We start from the raw sequence: 17,114 nt of genomic DNA on the forward strand, positions 1-17,114 counted from the left end.
GGTTGCAATGTTGCTATTTAGCAACACTATAGCGAGTGAATATTAATATGGTTCAGCATGTGTATAGGCGGTATTGATAATAATAGGCGAGTTATTTACTGATAGAGTTTTCTGCAATGGCTGCAACGTTTACTAAACATTACAATGCAATGCTTAATTGGCGCCCTAATTTAATAGGGCAGTTTGCGTTAAGTATGCTGCTGTCGTTATTGCCACTGTCTATTGTGGTCATTGTGTTTTTAAATGCGTTAAACAAGCAGCTAGCAACCACTCAACAAATTGTAAGTAATAATTATCAGCTTACAAAATCGTTCGCTAGCTTAAAGCAAGACCTTAACAGTCTTGAGCGCGCAACAAGACAAAACTGGGTATTAAAAAGTGAAGCGCTCGACACCCTCATAGTTGATAAATGGCAATCTTCAGTACAAAGCATAAACGACCTTAAACACATTAATACAAACCCAGATTACACACGCCAATGGGCACAGCTATTAAATGTTTTACAAACAGCACACCAGCAACTTGTTGATCAAAAAAAGCAAGATGCAGCGCTATTTGTACCTGTAAGCGAGTTAATAACAGCGCTTACAGTGTGGCTTAAAAATAAAAACGAAGCGCAAATAACCCTTAATCAAAACGAGCTAGCTAGCCTACAAACGTCGTTTATAAATTGGCTGGTGGCACTTATTCCACTTACTTTATTGGTTGGTGGTGGATTTTTATGGCGTATAAGTGGGCGCTTAAAGGGATTAACTAGGGTTATTGATAAGCTAGGGCAAGGGGATTGGCAGCAAAAAATAGCGGTAAAAGGCTCGTCAGAGTTAGTCGAACTTGGAGAAAAACTACAGTGGGTACAAACTCAGCTGCATATGCTTGAGCAACAAAAAGATACGTTTTTACGCCACGTAACACACGAGCTTAAAACACCGCTTGCTTCTATGGTTGAAGGAACCGATTTACTAACAGATGAAATTGTTGGCCCCATTAATGACGAACAAAAAGCAGTGCTTTCCCTTATAACTCAATCTATGGTGCGCCTTCGCATGATGATAGACAGCCTACTAAGTTATAACGCTATTAGAGCAACGATAAACAACTCAAGCGAGGTTAATATTGATCATTTAATTAAAAAAATTAATGGCCATTTTGAGCATCGTCTAACGGCTCGAAAGCAACGTATTCAGTGGCAAAACTCTGTTTCAAGCACTGTCCTTGCGCTTCCTAATGAACTAATAGAAATGATGCTAATTCAGTTAATTTCAAATAGCTTAAAATTTTCTGATGATAACCAAGGTGTGACTGTAAATTTAAAATGCGAGCAACATCAGCTGTGTTTGGTTGTGGCCGATAATGGCTGTGGCATTAAAGAGCACGAAATAAACCATATTTTTAGTGCGTTTTATCAAGGTAAACATGACCAAAGCATTACCTTACAAGGCAGTGGTTTGGGCCTAACAATTGTAAAAGAAACGGTTGAGCAGCTACAAGGCACATTAAGTGTTGAGAAAAATAAACCACACGGTTGCCGTTTTTTAATAAAAATACCAATCAGTAAAAATTTAGGAGTTAATTAACAATGCGCATACTCACTATTTTATGTGTGCTTGCAGGTAGCCTAATTGTATCGGGTTGTGAGCTTAATAATGGCACGCAAGCGCAGGGCGCTAATAAAACATCAAATACCAAAAACGTATCTCCTAGCCCTAAGGCAATGCCTAAATTAGCCCCTGTTTATCCCTCTGCTGAGCGGGTTATAGCGCTTCATGCAAATCAATGTGGTGGGTTTACATTGCCACCAACAAAGCGATCATTTAAAGGTGAAAATGAGCTAAAAGCATTTTTTAAATTTATGTGCTTAAAAGTAAGTACCGACCCAAATACAGTAATGACCAAGTTACTCAAACTCGACCTAGCCTATTTTTGGCCTGACGATATAAAGCAGTATTTATGGCTTCAAAAACAGCAGATTACCTTACAAATAAATGCTCAAAAAGAGCAACAAGCACTTAATAACAAAATGCAGAAAACCCTGTCGTCGCTGGCAGATATAGAGCAGCAGCTATTACTTCGCGAAGATACCAAGGAGCAGTAACCATGGCCACAAATAGTCCGCACACAGCAAAAGTGTTATTAGTTGATGACGATGCAAGTTTATTAAAGTTACTTGCTATTCGTATTGAATCAAAAGGCTATCAAGTAACAACTTGTGAAAGTGGCTTAGCAGCGCTACAAATTTTAAAAAGCCACGTGTTTGATGCCGTAATTACCGACTTACGAATGGATGAAATGGACGGCATGGCGCTGCATCGTCAACTGCAAAGCCGATACCCTGCATTACCGGTAATTATGATGACAGCGCATGGCTCTATTCCCGATGCGGTTGAAGCCACTAAACAAGGCATTTTTGCCTTCATTACTAAACCGGTCGATAAAGACGAGCTATTTGATAGCCTTGTAAATGCAATAGACATTCACGGTGTAAATACCGATGAAGCCCCATCAAAAAGTAATATAGTAACGCGCAGTGGTGCCATGTTGCACTTGCTTGAACAAGTTAAGTTACTTGGGCCTACTCACGTTAATGTGCTTATTTCGGGTGCTAGTGGAACGGGTAAGGAGTTATTAGCGCAGGCTATTCATCAGCATAGCCAAGTAAGTAACGGGCCCTTTGTGGCTATAAATTGTGGTGCTGTACCAGGGGAGCTTTTAGAGTCTGAATTATTTGGCCATAAAAAAGGAGCGTTTACTGGTGCTGTAAAAGACCACCAAGGTTTATTTCAGCAAGCGCAGGGCGGTACATTATTTTTAGATGAAATTGGCGATATGCCCCTTAACTTACAAGTAAAGTTACTGCGTGTACTGCAAGAAAAAACCATTCGCCCAGTGGGTTTTCAAGAGGAGATCTCAATTGATGTGCGTATTGTATCGGCAACTCACAAAAACTTGCCCGAAGCCATAAAAAACCAGCAGTTTAGAGAAGATTTGTACTACCGCCTAAATGTAGTTAATTTAAAATTACCACCACTGTGTGAACGCCGTGAAGACATAAGCCTACTAGCCCAATACTTTAGCGCAAGTATCGCTAAACGAATGAACCAAAATGAAAAACATTTTGCCAATGATGCTATGCACGCATTGGTACGTTATGATTGGCCGGGAAATATTCGTCAGTTACAAAATGTTGTTGAACAAGTGGTAGCCTTAACACCCGGTGAGGTTATTTCAGCGCATTTAGTATTAGCAGCACTCGATAGCAACGAAAAAAGTGTAGAGCCACTCTCATTAAACGACGCTAAAAAAGAGTTTGAACGTGATTACGTTATTAATACGCTAAAAATGGCAGGCGGCAACGTAGCAGAAGGCGCCAAGCTTGCTAAGCGTAATCGTTCAGACTTTTATAAACTCATTAAAAAACATAATATTGACGTTGATACTTTGGCGTAAAAAATTAAAGGAATCCTCATGCAGTTATTTATGGTGTATTTAGGCGGGCGAATTCAAGGCTGCCACATAGAAATGCACGACATTCGCTTTGTAGTTGGGCAAAACATAGAGCAAACCTACACCAAATTAAAAAGCCAATGGGTTGGCGACAAAAACAGCGTACACATGGATAGTTTTATGGCTGTTAACAATATTGATGGTTACAAAGTAGAAGTGGTAGAGGGGGATGTTGAACAAAATAAACAGCTTTATTTTGTAAACTTAGGCGCTTACAGAAGCGACTCAATGGCAGAGCAACACGACTTTGCATTATATGTAGCAAGCAGCAGTGAAGAGGCAAAGCAGCGTGCTAAACATGATTTATTAGCAGGCCTGAGCCATATTCATAAAGACGACTTACACGACGTAGACGATTGCTTTGCAATTGATTTACTCGACAGCCAATTAACAATAAAACTTAGCCCAAGTGGGCTTTCACAACCTATAAAACCGGATTGGTTTGGTTACCATGTTTTATAAGTTAAGTAATCTGAACACTGAATAATAAAGCTATCTTAAGCCGCTATTTTTCTTGCTCATTTTTTTCACTGTTTGATGCCAGCTTAAAAGCCACAATAACTAAGCTAAACATAGCAAACGGCAAGGCTGCTAACATATACTCAACCATGTTGCTGTCTTGAAAGTTAGCTTGCAATAAAAAGTGCCCCGCCACACACATAACAATAACGACGAGTAAAATTGGCAGCAGCATGAGCTCTTTTTTTGATGAATGATTTTTCATTGAATAACAGCTTAAACAAAAAATGATGCGCTATTGTAATGAGCTTGCATATGCTTGGCAAACCACAACGCTTTTAATGATATGATTGCTATAAATGAAGTTTGTAAATTAGTGTGGAAACAACGTGGAAAGTAGCTTAAAAAACGTTTACCTAGTCGGTGGAGCAGTACGCGATAAACTGCTAAACATTGCATCAAAAGATAACGATTATGTGGTTATTGGCGAAACGCCCAGCACCATGGAGTCGCTTGGCTTTTTACCAATAGGTAGCGACTTTCCTGTTTATTTGCACCCAAAAACAAAAGAAGAATACGCACTAGGGCGTACCGAACGAAAAAGCGGCAAGGGTTATACAGGCTTTGTGGTTGACGCCAGCCCAAGCGTAACACTTGAAGAAGACCTCGCTAGGCGCGACTTAACCATAAACTCTATGGCGCTTGACGAAAACGGTAAAATTATTGACCCCTTTAATGGCCAACACGATTTACAAAATAAAATACTGCGCCACACCACACACGCCTTTGTAGAAGACCCTGTGCGAGTGCTGCGTATTGCACGGTTTTTAGCGCGTTATGGCAGCGATTGGCAAATTCATCCCAGCACTTATGCGTTAATGCGAGAGCTTAAAAATAAAGGCGAGCTTAACCACTTAGTGCCTGAACGTGTATGGTTAGAAACCGAAAAAGCGCTTGGCGAAAAGTACCCCGAGCTTTACTTTCAAGCATTAGATGGGCTGGGCATTTTTCCTGAAATAGAACAAATGAAAAACGTACCACAACCTGCCAATCATCACCCTGAAGGCGATGTATTTGTGCATACAATGTTGGTGCTCAGGCGTGCAGCCGACTTAAATTTTAATTTAGAAACCCGCTTTGCTGCGCTTACCCACGATTTTGGTAAAGCCCTTAGCTATAAAATACGCGGCAATTTACGCGGTCACGAACGCGAAGGGGTAGCGGTGGTAGAGTCATTTTGTAATCGTTTAAAAGTACCTAATCGTTTTCGTGATATTGGCGTATTGACCAGCGATAATCACACTTTATGCCATACGATTGATCAGCTTAGGCCGCAAACTATTCATAAATTAATTGTCACTAATTTAAATGGTTTGGTGCACCCTGAGCGCTTTTTAGCATTTACTCAAGCCTGCCAATGTGACGCGCAAGGCCGCGGAGAAACACTGGTTAATAAGCCTTACCCGCAGGCAATTAAGTTGCGCGCCATTCATAGTAAATTACAGCAAATGGATAAAAAAAACATAGTGCAAGAGGCGCTTAAAAGTGGCAAAAAAGGCCCAGAAATAGGCGAGGCAGTAAAGCTGGCAGAAATAAACTGTATCAAAGCGTTTTTAAGTGATGAGCCAAGTACAACAAGCTAACAAGTGCATATTAAATTAAGTACTGAGATACGCCTTGTTCATCAAGGCGCGGTACTTTTTGAAGGTCGTTTATTTGCGTATGCTGTAGTTTGTTTGCCTCTGGCTCAGCGTTTTTATCAGATTTATATAAACTAAAAATAAAGTCGAGCTCTTCTCGTTCAAGTGATGGGGTCACGGCAAATCCTACTGCTTAATGCGTTAATATATCCCCAGAGTATGTGAACGCGACTGAATTAAAAGTGAATAGTTACAAAGGAAGGTGACTGTTTATTTCCTCACTGTTTATTAGCACATTACTTTTCTGTCTAATATTACTGATCTCTACCATTTTGGAGTATTTCTACATTTAGAATATTTTGAATGCTATATAACTATTTGTTTACATGCGCTTATTAGCTGGCTACATTGGATTGATTGTAATATTTGGACATATGCAGGTTTATAAAGCGACACATGTCGGATACAAAGTTGTTATATGGTTCACAGGATAGAATTATATGGATATATTTGAGTATAAAGTAGAAAAAGTTGGTGGTCTTTTTACATTTCGCACTACCAAATTTGTTAGGTTGCAAACTCGCTGCACAGAACTGGGAAAACAAGGCTGGGAATTAGTTAGCGTAAATTACGATTGGTTTACAGTCACGTATACAATGTTTTTTAAGCGGATACGGCCTAATAAAACCATATAACAACACGCCCTGAGGTGGACGACTAGTAAAATTTAGCTATTAATTGCAAATTTTAAAAGTGGTGAGCCTCTGCGTTTCAATGCTGCTAAATACGTCGATTCATCGTAGGGTGTATTCGTTTTCCAACACCTAAATACAATCCTTATCCATTTAAATGCCAGTGATCTAATAATGCTGTTATGCGGCTTACCCTTGGCTTTTTGTTGCTCATAATACGCTTTAGCCCAAAATGAATAACGAATAGAAAAGCCTGCCCATTCTACAAATGTTTGCCTTAAAAAAGTGGGGCAACTATAACGCCAATGCGTCCACATTTTTTGACCACTGCGCTCAATAACAGGCGCTATACCAGCGTACTTTTGAAGTTCTGCAGCATCATTGTAACGCGCACGATTACTCCCAAAAGCAACAAGTAAACGTGGGGCGAGTTGTGGACCTGCGCCGGGTAAGCTATCAAATATCTTTTTATCCTGCTGGGCTTTATAAGCCGATTTTATTGCTTTATCGAGCTTTTCAATGCCCTTTAATAACACTTTAAATTGCGTGATAAGCACTTCAACGAGCATTTGATTAGGTACAATTACTCCTTCGTCCAGAGTTAATGGCATCGCATTTTTAATACTGTCTAGTCGTGCATTATTAACCGTGCAATAGTGTGAATTATGACTCTCAAAAAAGTCGAGTAAGGTCTGTTTTCTTGCTTTTTTAACCGCAGTGAGTGATGGCCATTTCTGAATGAAGTCGCAGAATATATACGTGTCCTTTTCTTTAAACCATTCAAGTGCCTGCGGGTAATAATTCTTTAATGTCGCCGTTATTTTATTGGATAAATCGACACTGTCTTGCACTAAACTTCGGCGATATTCAACAAGCTGAGACAGCGTTCGCATAGCTGCTGACTCGGGCTCAATGACAGAGAGCTTATCCATGTGTAACTTAAGAATTTCAACTTGCAGAAAGGCATCTGATGGGTCATCTTTTGCGCCACTGGGCGTAAAAGCCTGGCGATATTTAGCAACAGCACAAGGATTAACGGTGAATAAAGTAAGGTGGTCGTATTTAGCTAATGCATAAATAAGCGGGCCTTTTTTAAGTTCGCAAACAATCGCTATTTTCTGGTCTGGATAACGCTGTTTAATATCCATAGCCCATTCATGCAACGCTTCAGGTCTGTGTTTAACAACGGTGTAATGATATTTATTAGTGCTTGTTGGATGCTCACAAATATCATGTTTTTTATCGGCCCAATCAATGCCAATGAGTGCAGCAAAATTATCAACGTTATATGCTTTCATTTTATAGCGCCTACGGTTAAAGTTAAGGACGGAATGTGCTTAAATCTCGTTTCTCGCAGGTCTTATAGATAGTCTTGGTCGGCAATCCCTGAGTATGCGTTTTGAAATCGAGGTGCTCTGTTGGCTCGAACGTCTTGTTAAAAACATTGGATGTTCGTCATTCAATATTCGTAACCAACAGAAGCATATTCCACTTAATATAATAGTCAGTTACTTTTAAATTAAGTGGCTTGGTCGAACTATAAGGGTTTTCAAGTCGGACAAATTACAGTTGGCTGTTGTTCGTTCCTCACACATTATAGCCAACTACAATTTGCCGCTTAAAACGGCGTTAAATTAATAGAGAGTCTATGTCTGTTATTCGTAGTTCAGTATTTCAAATTATTTTTAAATCGATATTTTTACTACTATTTAACTTTATCGGATTTTTTCTGATTTACGCAGCTGCTCTTTTGTTAGTTAGAGAGAGCAATACCCCGTTATCGTTAATTGAACAACTTTCGGCGTTAATTTTAGCTTTGTTTACAACATCTATTTTTGCTTGGTGGATGGTAACTAGTTTTCGTCAATACGAAATCAAAATAGATAGTGAATCGATCCTACTCAAAGGGTTATCGAGCTGGAAAAAAATTGATAAAACTATTTTACTTTCTGACATTGATGATGCAGAAATAGGGACCGATTTAGCTCTATTTAAGGGAAAAAAGTTGGTGGTGAAACTTTCAATGGTTTCTATAGCATTTGAAACAGATTCGCTTAACAAAAATATAAAAAATATTGTCGTCTGAACTGAAATAACAAAATATAAAGAGTAATTTAACAAGGGCTAAATATCAGCGGGCTGTTCGCTTTGCTTCATTTAAGCCAACCATTTTAAGTCGACTTTGATGGTCTTACATATAAAGAGGAGTACTTACAATGGTTCGTCAATCACGTAAATTTAAAATATTTGCTGCAATAATTACCATCCCATTATTTGCGGTATTTTTATTTGGGTACAGCTTTATTATCTTTATGTATGCTGATAGTTTAAGCAACATTAAGCACTACTTATTACTCGGTTTAGGTTTTATTGGTATTCTTTTGTGGGCAAAAATGTCCGTGAATATGATTAAAGACATAAGATTGATTAAAGTGTAATTTACATAAAAGTATATCAGTCTTAATTATGCTAGGAAGCACGCGTATTTATTTACCGGTTTATTCAGTGCGGTCAATTCTAAATCAATAAAAATTCAGTTTACTTTGTTTGCCGATGTGGTTGTTAAACAAGTTGCATAGGGCAAAAATATTTAGGTGCACTACATAGTAATCTCATAGTGTGATTCCATCGCAGTTAGGTTCATTGTTAGAGCAATATCGTAGAACCTAAAACTTGCATTAGGTAAACCTGGAGCTGTTTCTTCGCATTATTAAATAGGCCCAACATTTGTTGGGCTTATTAAGTACAGGCCTTATTATATTAAAAGCGCCTAATTTGTTGCTATTAGTTTTTTGCTTAATGCATTTTCATCGGTTGTTGAGTCAGAATGCTTACCTCAAGGTAAATACTTGCTCAACAGAAACAGAAAAATGAGCCGCTATTTTTAGTGCAATAACCACCGACGGTGTAAAACGCCCGGTTTCTACTGTGCTAATGGTTTTTCTAGAAACGCCTATGGCATCCGCTAACTCTTGCTGAGATATTTTATGCTGTAATCGAAGTTTGTGAATATGGTTATCTAAATCTTCATTCATAAAGCTCTTCCTTGCCAAGTTTCCACAAAATTAATGTGCCATGTGTAGATGCTGCTAGGCAAAGCAATACTTGAAGTGCATCTGTGGGGTTAAAAGGGGCTATTAATTCCACAAACCACTTACTGTCGCCACTATATGCGAGAAATGCTCCACCAATTACCATAATGTGACATGTAGCGCGCAGGCTGAGCGAACTAACATAATCCACATACTCGTCGTTAAATTTATATGTCCAGAAACCTAGTTTTGATATGTGCTTAGCAAACTTCATGGATTTAGTACATAACACAAGAAAATAGATAAAACTCGCAAATAAAGTTAAATCTACTAGCAAATATATAACTGAATCGGTTTTGCTGATTACTGTTGAAAGCAGCTCTGCTAACAAGAAAAACGCTAGAGCAATACTGGCTTTTCCAGTAATTGTTAAATATTGCTGTTCTTGTTCTGGTAGTACTGATATTGATTTTGCCATCTGTTGTATATCCCTTTTTAGTGACGACCAAATAATGTCGCGTTGTGTTTACTCCACTTAAGGTTTTCATGTGATACCTAAACACACCATATGTAACCTTTAGGTATCAATGATACCCAAAGGTTACATAAAGGCAACCTTTTTTATTTTTTAATTCGCGTTAAGTGAGTATTGAGCCTGTACTAAGCTAATACTTGGATAAAAATGAGAAAGAAAATTTAAAAAACAAGAGAGAAAATAAATTAAAAATATAATTTAAAAACAATGATTTAATTTATTTTTGCTAAGTTTAATTAACAAGTTGAACCAAAGTAGGAACTCAGATATGGTTGTTTTATTAATAAAATAAATTTAAACGAGTTAAACCTAAAAGGGGGCCGATAGTTACCTATGATCGAGAGCGCGGAGGAGTTTAAAAGATTAAGAGAAAGCGATATTCCAGAGGAGTATTGTCGCGCTGCTCATGAAGGAGCCGACATTCAAGTATGGAAATGTGTGCTAGAAAAATACCCAGATATGGCATTTTGGGTGGCACAAAATAAGGCTGTTCCAATCGAAGTTCTCGAAGTGTTATCAAAGCACCCTGATCCAAAAGTTAGAGATATGGTTGCAAGAAAAAGAAAAATAACAGAATCTTTAATGCTAGCCTTTGCGACTGACAGTGATCCGTCAATCAGAAACACACTGGTAAATAATGGCAAGGTTACCGAGCGAGTTTTAAAAATATTAGTTAATGATTCGTGGCAAACCGTAAGTGAGCGTGCAGCTGAAAAACTACTAGCTCTAACAAAGTCATAATTTTTAGCGGGGTTAACAAGGAAGGTATGCGTTCAATTCAATTTTTAGGTTTATTGACATCAATAGTGTAATTTTTGTGTTTGTTTTGGGCTTTAGCTCCGCTTTCGCCTGACAGTAGCGCTTCAGTAGAAGGTGCTATTGGCTTGTTTTTAATGTTTTTTGTAGCACCACTTTTTGGTTTTTCAGCCTTGTTGTTAATTCCTTCATCTATCGCACTATTTAATGCTAAGTTAAGAGCGAACACTTATTTTTATGGTAAGTTTTGGTACGGTGTATGGGGCATTAATAGTTTGATATCTGTAGGGTATGTGTTTGTCATTTTATACATTGGTTATATTTACTTAACTTTAAAAGTTAGCAACTAGCACTAGTATTAAATCTCAGTAAAATAACGTTTACGTTTTGATGCCCGTTTACCCACTACTTTATACTTTAATCGCCGTTTTTCTAATGGTTTGTAATCAGCAGGTATTAAGCTCCTTGGTTTAATTAAGTCTTACAAGTTTCCCCGCTAGGCTAGGCTAAAACTAATCAATATTAAAAGCTCATTCAACTAATTTGCTAATGGCAAACTCACTGTAAAAGTGACCCCATTATTTTGTGTATTATTTTGCGCAGTTACACTGCCTTTATGGTAATCGCACACCAGCCTTACAATATAAAGCCCCAAGCCTAAATGCGGTTGTTGCTGCATGTGCTGGCTGCGCACAGACACCATAGAATCAAATATGTGCTCGCTTAACCCTTCGGGTAATAATGGGCCTGTGTTACTTACGCTAAGAATTGCTTGTGTATCTTTGGTTTGTAACGTTACGTTAATCGCGGTATTAGCTTGGCTAAACTCTAGTGCGTTATTAATGAGCTTATCAAGCAGCTGCGCTATAAACTCAGGTGCGCCTTGCATAGGTAATTTGTTTTGGCATACATCAAGCGTAAATAACTGGTTTGGGTAAGTAAGCTGATAGCCTTGCATGCAACCATTTATTACTTTTTGTAAATCAAAAGGCTCAGGCTCGTTACTTTGAATACTTTGCTCAAGGCGAGTAGCCTCACTCATGGTGGTAATTATTTTACCTAGGCGCTCTACGCCTTCACTGGCGCGATCGAGGTATTTTTGGCTAAGTTCGGTTTGTTCCAAACTTTGTAAGTTTTCAAGGGATGATCGCACCACGGCAACAGGCGTGCGTAGTTCGTGAGATAAACGCGACGACATGTTTTCTAAATAGTCGGTATAGCCGCCCAATCGGCTCACAATATTAGCAAAGCTACGCGACAGGTCGCCAATTTCATCATTAGAATCACTGTAACTAATACTGCCAGTAACACGCCCTTGTGCATCTATTGCTTGCTCTGCGGTATCGCGAAGGCGCCTAATACGGCTCGATATTCGTGATGCAAAAAAGAATAGAGTCACGGTACCAATCAGCATAACGGCTAAAATAACGTTAAATAACTTTTCGAGCGATTTATTACGAAGCGTACGCACACCATTTGTCGTTTCTTCAGCTATTACTGCACCAATGACTTTGTCTTCAATCCAAATAGGGTAGGCGGCAGATAAAATAACGGCTTTGCTATCGGGGGTGAGCCGCCAAGACGATGCAGGTTGGCCTTTTAATGCATTAGCTAAATGACTGCCTTGCATAGATGCTACATCGTGTAGGGTATCTATAAATTCGTTTTCAGGTCGGGTTAAAATTTTATAATAAAGTGGGTGCAAATAGGTTTGCTCAAAGCGTTGCCAGGCATTTTTTGGTGGCTGATTTTTAAGACCATCGGCCCATACTCCATCAGCGTTTTGAATCGTGCCCGATTGCGCAAGTACGCGGTGATGATTGTCTACAACCCATATGCGGCTGCCACTGTGGCCCATTCCTTTTAAAATGCGGCTAATTTCTGGTGAAGGCACAAGCACTGAGCCTAAATCGCTTGGGTTATTTAAATTAGAGGTCGACATAACGTTCGCGTTAGGTAACTCGTGTAAGCTATCTGTATCTACAATAGCAAAACCCAGTTTGTTTCCTAGCATGGCTAACGGAAAGCGTAGTTCAACGGTGTAGCCTGTTTGGGTGCGTTTAAAATAGCCCTGAATTTTTGTAAATGGTGCTTTGGTGTCTGCATTAAATGCATTAACCCAGCCGTCTTGCCTTGGGGCGATGATATAGGTATTAAATTGGCCATCAGGGGCTTTTAAACCAATTTTTAAATGGTCGTTATTAGTAATGCTTAAGCTGTTTTTAGCACGATAAATAAGTGTGTTGTCGGTAACATTAAAAACGGCATATAAGTAGTTATCAAATTTACCTACCATGTGGTCGAACGATAAATCGCTGGCTTGGTGATCTTTATTAGTTTTTTGTAAATAGCGTTTATCGTAATGCCAAAATAACGGTTTGTAGGGTTCCCAGTCGGTTAGTTTGCCGTCGAGCTGAATAGGGTTTTTTAAGTTATAGGCGTATAAATCGCGGCCTTTTATTACTTGGTCTAAAAAGTTGGTTTGCTCGTCAAATAAGGCAGGGCGTTCGTGCAGAGCAGTGGCAAGTGCACGCGTTGTGCCTACGAGTGTTTTTTCTTGGCCTTGGCGTAAAAACTTTTCCATTTCCCATACGTACTCGTAGCCTAGCCACGGCAGTAAAAATAAAAAACAAGAAAGCACAATAAACTTACTACGTAGGCCAAATCTAAGCATTAATGCTGCTCCCACCTATAACCCATACCATACACGGTATCGATACAATCAAATTGTGAGTCAAGGGCGATAAACTTTTTACGAATGCGTTTTACATGAGAGGTGATGGTGCTGTCGTCCACATAAATTTTTGCATCGCTCATTAAATCGTTACGACTTTTTACATGGCCTGGGCGCTGCGCCAGTGAATGCAGCATCCAAAATTCGGTCACGGTTAAATCCACTAATTGCTGTTGCCAAAATACTTGCATGCGTTGTGTGTCGAGCGTTAACTGTCCGCGTGTTATAAGTGCATTGGCATCGGCGGGATGTTCAAGGGCTTCCATTCTACGAAATAATGCGCCTATCCGTGCTGCTAAGTGTGCCAAGCTAATGTCTTTTGTTAAGTAGTCGTCAGCGCCCATACGTAAGCCGCAAACCGTATCTATTTCGCTATCGCGTGCGGTTAAAAAAATAATAGGGAGCGTTTTAGATAAGGTACGCAGGGTTTGGCATAGTAAAAAGCCGCCATCAATTTCGTGGCCAAGGCCTATATCAACGATGGCTAAATCGGGGAGTGCGTCTTTAAATGCACTTTCTGCCGTTATGCGGTCGCTGTAACCACTCACTTGGTAGCCTTGTGCGCCTAACATTTCCATGTAGTTTTCGCGAATGGCGGTTTCATCTTCAATGATGGCTATTTTTTTCATTCTACACACCCTTATTTATTTTAAAACGCACTATATCGAAGTTTTTCAGCTATGTACGGTTAAAAAGGCAATTGCCATTTTTTTGCCACAATTGCTCAGCGGTTTGCCATTTTTGCTCCCCTTTGTTGCCACTTGGTGTTGTTTTAATGCACCTATCGAAACAAAACATCACAAAGTTAAATCAATTTTAAGGATCATATTATGAAGAAGACATTAATCGCGCTAACGCTTGTTGCTGGTTTTTCTACTCCGACATTTTCATCGGCATCTGAACATTCGCCCTCAAAAGAAGCAACTCAAGAAACCGCAATAGGTTTAGGTACAGGCGCTATTATTGGTGGTGTGGTTGGTGGACCAATCGGCGCGTTTATAGGCGCATTTGCTGGTGGCTTAATTGGTGATGCAAAAGTCGCCGACAACAAACTTGATGAACAACAACGCGCCTTGGCAGTAATGAAACAAAAAACCAACGACTATCAACACGTACTTAATCATAACAATCTGTTAGAGCAGCAATTAGACGTGCTTGCACAGCAAAACGAGCAGTTAACACAATCTCAAATTAATAACCTGCTTGCGATGACCGTTCAATTTAAAACGGGTTCAAGCACCATAGCGCCTCACTTTGCTAAACAGCTCGACCAGTTAGTTGTACTTTTAAACAACCAACCTCAATTAGCGCTTGATTTAAGTGGCTTTGCCGACCAACGAGGCGATGAGCAAGCCAACCTTCTGCTCTCTAAAAAGCGTGTCAATGCAGTGCAAAGTTATTTAATAAAACACGGTGTTAGCCACAAACGTTTAAGTACACAAGCCTTTGGTGAGCAGCACACATTGGCAAATAGCAATACAATAGAAGATAACTTTTTTGACCGTCGAGTAACGCTGACTACCCGTTCACTAGCGCCTGTAAATGGCCAAACGGCGAGTAATTAATTTTAGCATTCGATGGAGTGATTTTATGTTGAGTAACCCAACCAAAATGCTTGTTAAGGCAAGCATTTTTATATTCACGGCAATAGCGCTATTAGCAAGTAATAGCAGCTATGCGCAATCGCCAAAGCTTGAACTAACCGATACCTTAGGTAAGCCCGTTAGCCCTGCCATAATATTAAAAAGCGACGCTCATATGACAGTAACAGGGTTAATTAACCATGTTGTCGTTAAGCAAACTTATCAAAACGAAAACCCATTTGCGGTGAATGCACGTTATGTGTTTCCACTACCCGACGAAAGTGCAGTGCACGCCATGACAATGCGTATTGGTGAGCGTGTTATTAAAGGGCATATTGATAAAAAAATTGAGGCCGAAAAAAAATACGCACAAGCTCAAAAGGCAGGAAAGCAGGCTGCATTGGTGCGTCAACAACGGGCAAATATGTTTGTCACTAATGTGGCAAATATTGGTCCTGGTGAACAGGTGGCTATTGAGCTTGAGTATCAAGAAATTATTAATTACCGCAGTGGCACTTTTACCATTCGTTTCCCTACCACAATTACGCCGCGCTACCATGCAATAAATGGCACATTAGAACAGCCTAGTTCAAGCCTTATGGATCAAAACTTAGGGCCCAGTGGTTGGCTAAGCCCGGTATATAACGTTCAAAAAAATAATGATGCACCTAGCAGTGAGTTTACTTTAAACATAGACATAGATGTGGGATTAGAGCTTGTTGATATAACCTCTAAACATCACCGTATTAATGTTAATAATCCCGCGTTTGGGCAATATAAAATAGCACTGAACGATACAAATGGGGCTAATCGTGACTTTATTTTAGCGTTTAAGCCGCTTCAAAAAGAAAACGCGCAAGCAGCCTTTTTTACCCAGCAGTTTGAAAATGCAGACCGCTATGGCCTTGCTATGTTAATGCCGCCAGGGGATCATTTTACGCAAACTCAGCGCTTACCCCGAGAAATGGTATTTGTAGTAGATACATCGGGCTCAATGCATGGGCAGTCTATTGAGCAGGCCAAAAAGGCATTATTTTATGCGCTGTCGTTACTTGAAAGCGACGACAGTTTTAACATTATTGGTTTTGATAATAATGTCACCACCATGAGTGATAGGCCTCTTATAGCCAGTGATTTTAACTTACGCCGAGCAGAGCGTTTTATTTACAGCCTTGAAGCCGATGGTGGCACCGAAATACAAGGCGCGCTTGATGCGGTACTTGATGGCAGTACGTTTGATGGCTTTGTACGCCAAGTGGTGTTTTTAACCGACGGCAGTGTAAGTAACGAAGCTACTTTATTTAAAAATATTCAGGCTAAATTAGGTGATAGCCGTTTATTTACGGTAGGAATTGGTAGTGCTCCTAATAGCTTTTTTATGCGCCGTGCAGCCGATATAGGAAAAGGCACATTTACTTTTATTGGCAGCACACAAGAAGTACAGCCTAAAATGGAGCAGTTATTTGATAAGCTCGCCCACCCAGCCATTACAGACCTCGCTTTAAGCGATGAAAACGGTAACAGCTTAGATTTTTGGCCGTCACCACTGCCTGATTTATATTTTGGCGAACCAGTTATGGTTGCTATAAAACTTAATGATGCTAAAAGTGTGATACTGACAGGGCAAACAGCACAAGGGCCTTTAAGTATTAAATTAAGCACACAAAATAGCTCTCAAGCCAAAGGCATAGCAAAATTGTGGGCGCGTCAAAAAATTAAGTCACTACTTTTATATAACGAGCAAAGTAGTGTTAAAGACGAGGTGCAAAAATTAGCTTTAACGCATCAGCTTTTAAGTCCATTTACTGCGTTTATTGCCATTGAACATACTCAAATTAAAGACGTTGCAGATCAAACAGCGCAAGCCGCTAACGAAGTGCCGCAAGGAATGGAAATGCGTTTGCCGCAAACCGATGGTCAAAGTAGGCTGCATATAATGTTGGGTAGTATGTTACTTATAACGTTTGGTGCTCTTAAATTAAAAAGACGCGTTAAAACATGAAAAAGTGGTTAAGTGCAGGGCTATTAATTGCTGGGCTCAGCTTGTTTGGCCACGGTTTGTATATGCAAGCAAAGGCATGGCTTGCACAAGTGCTTATTGAGCATGCGTGGCAGCAAGCTCTTGCAGAGCCGGGTAAAAAAGTAAAACCGTGGTTTTTTTGCTGACAGTTTTGTAACCGCG

The 17,114-nt window shown here is 39.7% G+C and carries 18 protein-coding genes; 11 read left to right on the top strand and 7 right to left on the bottom strand.

What is annotated here, in order from left to right; all coding sequences use genetic code 11:
• Nucleotides 1-116: 116 nt before the first annotated feature.
• From MTP24_RS03465 to MTP24_RS03480, 4 genes are read left to right on the top strand one after another with little or no spacing between them, the layout of a single operon-like run.
• Nucleotides 117-1,574, top strand: a complete 1,458-nt coding sequence (locus MTP24_RS03465) for a HAMP domain-containing sensor histidine kinase (protein WP_243532786.1) — start codon at nt 117-119, stop codon at nt 1,572-1,574.
• A 2-nt stretch (nt 1,575-1,576) separates the two neighbouring features.
• Nucleotides 1,577-2,092 (top strand): hypothetical protein, encoded by a 516-nt coding sequence (locus tag MTP24_RS03470; protein WP_243532787.1) that lies wholly within the window; start codon nt 1,577-1,579, stop codon nt 2,090-2,092.
• Nucleotides 2,093-2,094: 2 nt separating this feature from the next.
• Nucleotides 2,095-3,444, top strand: coding sequence for a sigma 54-interacting transcriptional regulator (locus tag MTP24_RS03475; protein WP_243532788.1), 1,350 nt, complete (start codon nt 2,095-2,097; stop codon nt 3,442-3,444).
• An 18-nt stretch (nt 3,445-3,462) separates the two neighbouring features.
• Nucleotides 3,463-3,963: a DUF1543 domain-containing protein gene (locus MTP24_RS03480; protein WP_243532789.1), complete on the top strand. Its 501-nt coding sequence runs from the start codon at nt 3,463-3,465 to the stop codon at nt 3,961-3,963.
• 43 nt (nt 3,964-4,006) lie between these two features.
• On the opposite strand, the gene MTP24_RS03485 is transcribed toward MTP24_RS03480, so the two are convergent.
• Nucleotides 4,007-4,225 (bottom strand): hypothetical protein, encoded by a 219-nt coding sequence (locus MTP24_RS03485; RefSeq protein ID WP_243532790.1) that lies wholly within the window; start codon nt 4,223-4,225, stop codon nt 4,007-4,009.
• Nucleotides 4,226-4,349: 124 nt separating this feature from the next.
• On the opposite strand from MTP24_RS03485, the gene MTP24_RS03490 reads away from it, so the two are divergent.
• Nucleotides 4,350-5,603 carry a multifunctional CCA addition/repair protein gene (locus MTP24_RS03490; RefSeq protein WP_243532791.1) on the top strand — a complete coding sequence of 418 codons (1,254 nt, stop codon included), beginning with the start codon at nt 4,350-4,352 and terminating at the stop codon, nt 5,601-5,603.
• Between the two features lie 10 nt (nt 5,604-5,613).
• On the opposite strand, the gene MTP24_RS03495 is transcribed toward MTP24_RS03490, so the two are convergent.
• Both MTP24_RS03495 and MTP24_RS03500 read right to left on the bottom strand, forming a co-directional pair.
• Nucleotides 5,614-5,778 carry a hypothetical protein gene (locus tag MTP24_RS03495; RefSeq protein ID WP_243532792.1) on the bottom strand — a complete coding sequence of 55 codons (165 nt, stop codon included), beginning with the start codon at nt 5,776-5,778 and terminating at the stop codon, nt 5,614-5,616.
• A 549-nt stretch (nt 5,779-6,327) separates the two neighbouring features.
• On the bottom strand, nt 6,328-7,590 hold the full coding sequence (locus tag MTP24_RS03500) for an IS110 family transposase (protein ID WP_243531257.1): 1,263 nt from the start codon (nt 7,588-7,590) through the stop codon (nt 6,328-6,330).
• Between the two features lie 350 nt (nt 7,591-7,940).
• Between MTP24_RS03500 and MTP24_RS03505 the strand changes: the two genes are divergently transcribed.
• Both MTP24_RS03505 and MTP24_RS03510 read left to right on the top strand, forming a co-directional pair.
• On the top strand, nt 7,941-8,378 hold the full coding sequence (locus MTP24_RS03505) for a hypothetical protein (protein ID WP_243532793.1): 438 nt from the start codon (nt 7,941-7,943) through the stop codon (nt 8,376-8,378).
• Between the two features lie 130 nt (nt 8,379-8,508).
• Nucleotides 8,509-8,730, top strand: a complete 222-nt coding sequence (locus MTP24_RS03510) for a hypothetical protein (RefSeq protein WP_243532795.1) — start codon at nt 8,509-8,511, stop codon at nt 8,728-8,730.
• Between the two features lie 393 nt (nt 8,731-9,123).
• Here MTP24_RS03510 and MTP24_RS03515 read toward each other — a convergent pair whose 3' ends face one another.
• Both MTP24_RS03515 and MTP24_RS03520 read right to left on the bottom strand, forming a co-directional pair.
• Nucleotides 9,124-9,327 (bottom strand): helix-turn-helix transcriptional regulator, encoded by a 204-nt coding sequence (locus tag MTP24_RS03515; RefSeq protein ID WP_008130424.1) that lies wholly within the window; start codon nt 9,325-9,327, stop codon nt 9,124-9,126.
• On the bottom strand, nt 9,320-9,802 hold the full coding sequence (locus MTP24_RS03520) for a hypothetical protein (RefSeq protein ID WP_075169761.1): 483 nt from the start codon (nt 9,800-9,802) through the stop codon (nt 9,320-9,322). Before MTP24_RS03520 ends, MTP24_RS03515 begins: the two co-directional genes overlap by 8 nt.
• 390 nt (nt 9,803-10,192) lie before the next feature.
• On the opposite strand from MTP24_RS03520, the gene MTP24_RS03525 reads away from it, so the two are divergent.
• Entirely contained in the window at nt 10,193-10,600 is a 408-nt protein-coding gene (locus tag MTP24_RS03525; RefSeq protein WP_243532797.1) for a HEAT repeat domain-containing protein, read from the top strand.
• A gap of 553 nt (nt 10,601-11,153) precedes the next feature.
• Here the strand turns inward: MTP24_RS03525 and pdsS are convergent.
• Nucleotides 11,154-13,289: a proteobacterial dedicated sortase system histidine kinase gene (gene pdsS, locus MTP24_RS03530; protein ID WP_243532799.1), complete on the bottom strand. Its 2,136-nt coding sequence runs from the start codon at nt 13,287-13,289 to the stop codon at nt 11,154-11,156.
• Complete coding sequence (gene pdsR, locus MTP24_RS03535; protein ID WP_039036477.1) at nt 13,289-13,978, bottom strand: proteobacterial dedicated sortase system response regulator; 690 nt, start codon at nt 13,976-13,978, stop codon at nt 13,289-13,291. Before pdsR ends, pdsS begins: the two co-directional genes overlap by 1 nt.
• 201 nt (nt 13,979-14,179) lie before the next feature.
• Here pdsR and pdsO point away from each other — a divergent pair, with 201 nt between their 5' ends.
• From pdsO to MTP24_RS18970, 3 genes are read left to right on the top strand one after another with little or no spacing between them, the layout of a single operon-like run.
• Complete coding sequence (gene pdsO, locus MTP24_RS03540) at nt 14,180-14,914, top strand: sortase-associated OmpA-like protein PdsO (protein ID WP_243532801.1); 735 nt, start codon at nt 14,180-14,182, stop codon at nt 14,912-14,914.
• A 25-nt stretch (nt 14,915-14,939) separates the two neighbouring features.
• The gene (locus MTP24_RS03545) at nt 14,940-16,934 is read left to right on the top strand and encodes a marine proteobacterial sortase target protein (protein ID WP_243532803.1); all 1,995 of its coding nucleotides are present in this window, start codon (nt 14,940-14,942) and stop codon (nt 16,932-16,934) included.
• The gene (locus tag MTP24_RS18970; RefSeq protein WP_347814587.1) at nt 16,931-17,098 is read left to right on the top strand and encodes a hypothetical protein; all 168 of its coding nucleotides are present in this window, start codon (nt 16,931-16,933) and stop codon (nt 17,096-17,098) included. The genes MTP24_RS03545 and MTP24_RS18970 overlap by 4 nt, the downstream gene beginning before the upstream one ends.
• The last annotated feature ends 16 nt before the right edge of the window (nt 17,099-17,114 follow it).

It is taken from the genome of Pseudoalteromonas sp. APM04 (assembly GCF_022809815.1).
Classification (GTDB): Bacteria; Pseudomonadota; Gammaproteobacteria; order Enterobacterales; family Alteromonadaceae; genus Pseudoalteromonas; species Pseudoalteromonas marina.

Excerpts from the sequence above, each read along its gene's own strand:
- MTP24_RS03465 (WP_243532786.1), top strand. The coding sequence starts at position 117 with ATGGCTGCAACGTTTACTAAACATTACAATGCAATGCTTAATTGGCGC.
- MTP24_RS03470 (WP_243532787.1), top strand. The coding sequence starts at position 1,577 with ATGCGCATACTCACTATTTTATGTGTGCTTGCAGGTAGCCTAATTGTA.
- MTP24_RS03475 (WP_243532788.1), top strand. The coding sequence starts at position 2,095 with ATGGCCACAAATAGTCCGCACACAGCAAAAGTGTTATTAGTTGATGAC.
- MTP24_RS03480 (WP_243532789.1), top strand. The coding sequence starts at position 3,463 with ATGCAGTTATTTATGGTGTATTTAGGCGGGCGAATTCAAGGCTGCCAC.
- MTP24_RS03485 (WP_243532790.1), bottom strand. The coding sequence starts at position 4,225 with ATGAAAAATCATTCATCAAAAAAAGAGCTCATGCTGCTGCCAATTTTA.
- MTP24_RS03500 (WP_243531257.1), bottom strand. The coding sequence starts at position 7,590 with ATGAAAGCATATAACGTTGATAATTTTGCTGCACTCATTGGCATTGAT.
- MTP24_RS03505 (WP_243532793.1), top strand. The coding sequence starts at position 7,941 with ATGTCTGTTATTCGTAGTTCAGTATTTCAAATTATTTTTAAATCGATA.
- MTP24_RS03510 (WP_243532795.1), top strand. The coding sequence starts at position 8,509 with ATGGTTCGTCAATCACGTAAATTTAAAATATTTGCTGCAATAATTACC.
- MTP24_RS03515 (WP_008130424.1), bottom strand. The coding sequence starts at position 9,327 with ATGAATGAAGATTTAGATAACCATATTCACAAACTTCGATTACAGCAT.
- MTP24_RS03520 (WP_075169761.1), bottom strand. The coding sequence starts at position 9,802 with ATGGCAAAATCAATATCAGTACTACCAGAACAAGAACAGCAATATTTA.
- MTP24_RS03525 (WP_243532797.1), top strand. The coding sequence starts at position 10,193 with ATGATCGAGAGCGCGGAGGAGTTTAAAAGATTAAGAGAAAGCGATATT.
- pdsS (WP_243532799.1), bottom strand. The coding sequence starts at position 13,289 with ATGCTTAGATTTGGCCTACGTAGTAAGTTTATTGTGCTTTCTTGTTTT.
- pdsR (WP_039036477.1), bottom strand. The coding sequence starts at position 13,978 with ATGAAAAAAATAGCCATCATTGAAGATGAAACCGCCATTCGCGAAAAC.
- pdsO (WP_243532801.1), top strand. The coding sequence starts at position 14,180 with ATGAAGAAGACATTAATCGCGCTAACGCTTGTTGCTGGTTTTTCTACT.
- MTP24_RS03545 (WP_243532803.1), top strand. The coding sequence starts at position 14,940 with ATGTTGAGTAACCCAACCAAAATGCTTGTTAAGGCAAGCATTTTTATA.
- MTP24_RS18970 (WP_347814587.1), top strand. The coding sequence starts at position 16,931 with ATGAAAAAGTGGTTAAGTGCAGGGCTATTAATTGCTGGGCTCAGCTTG.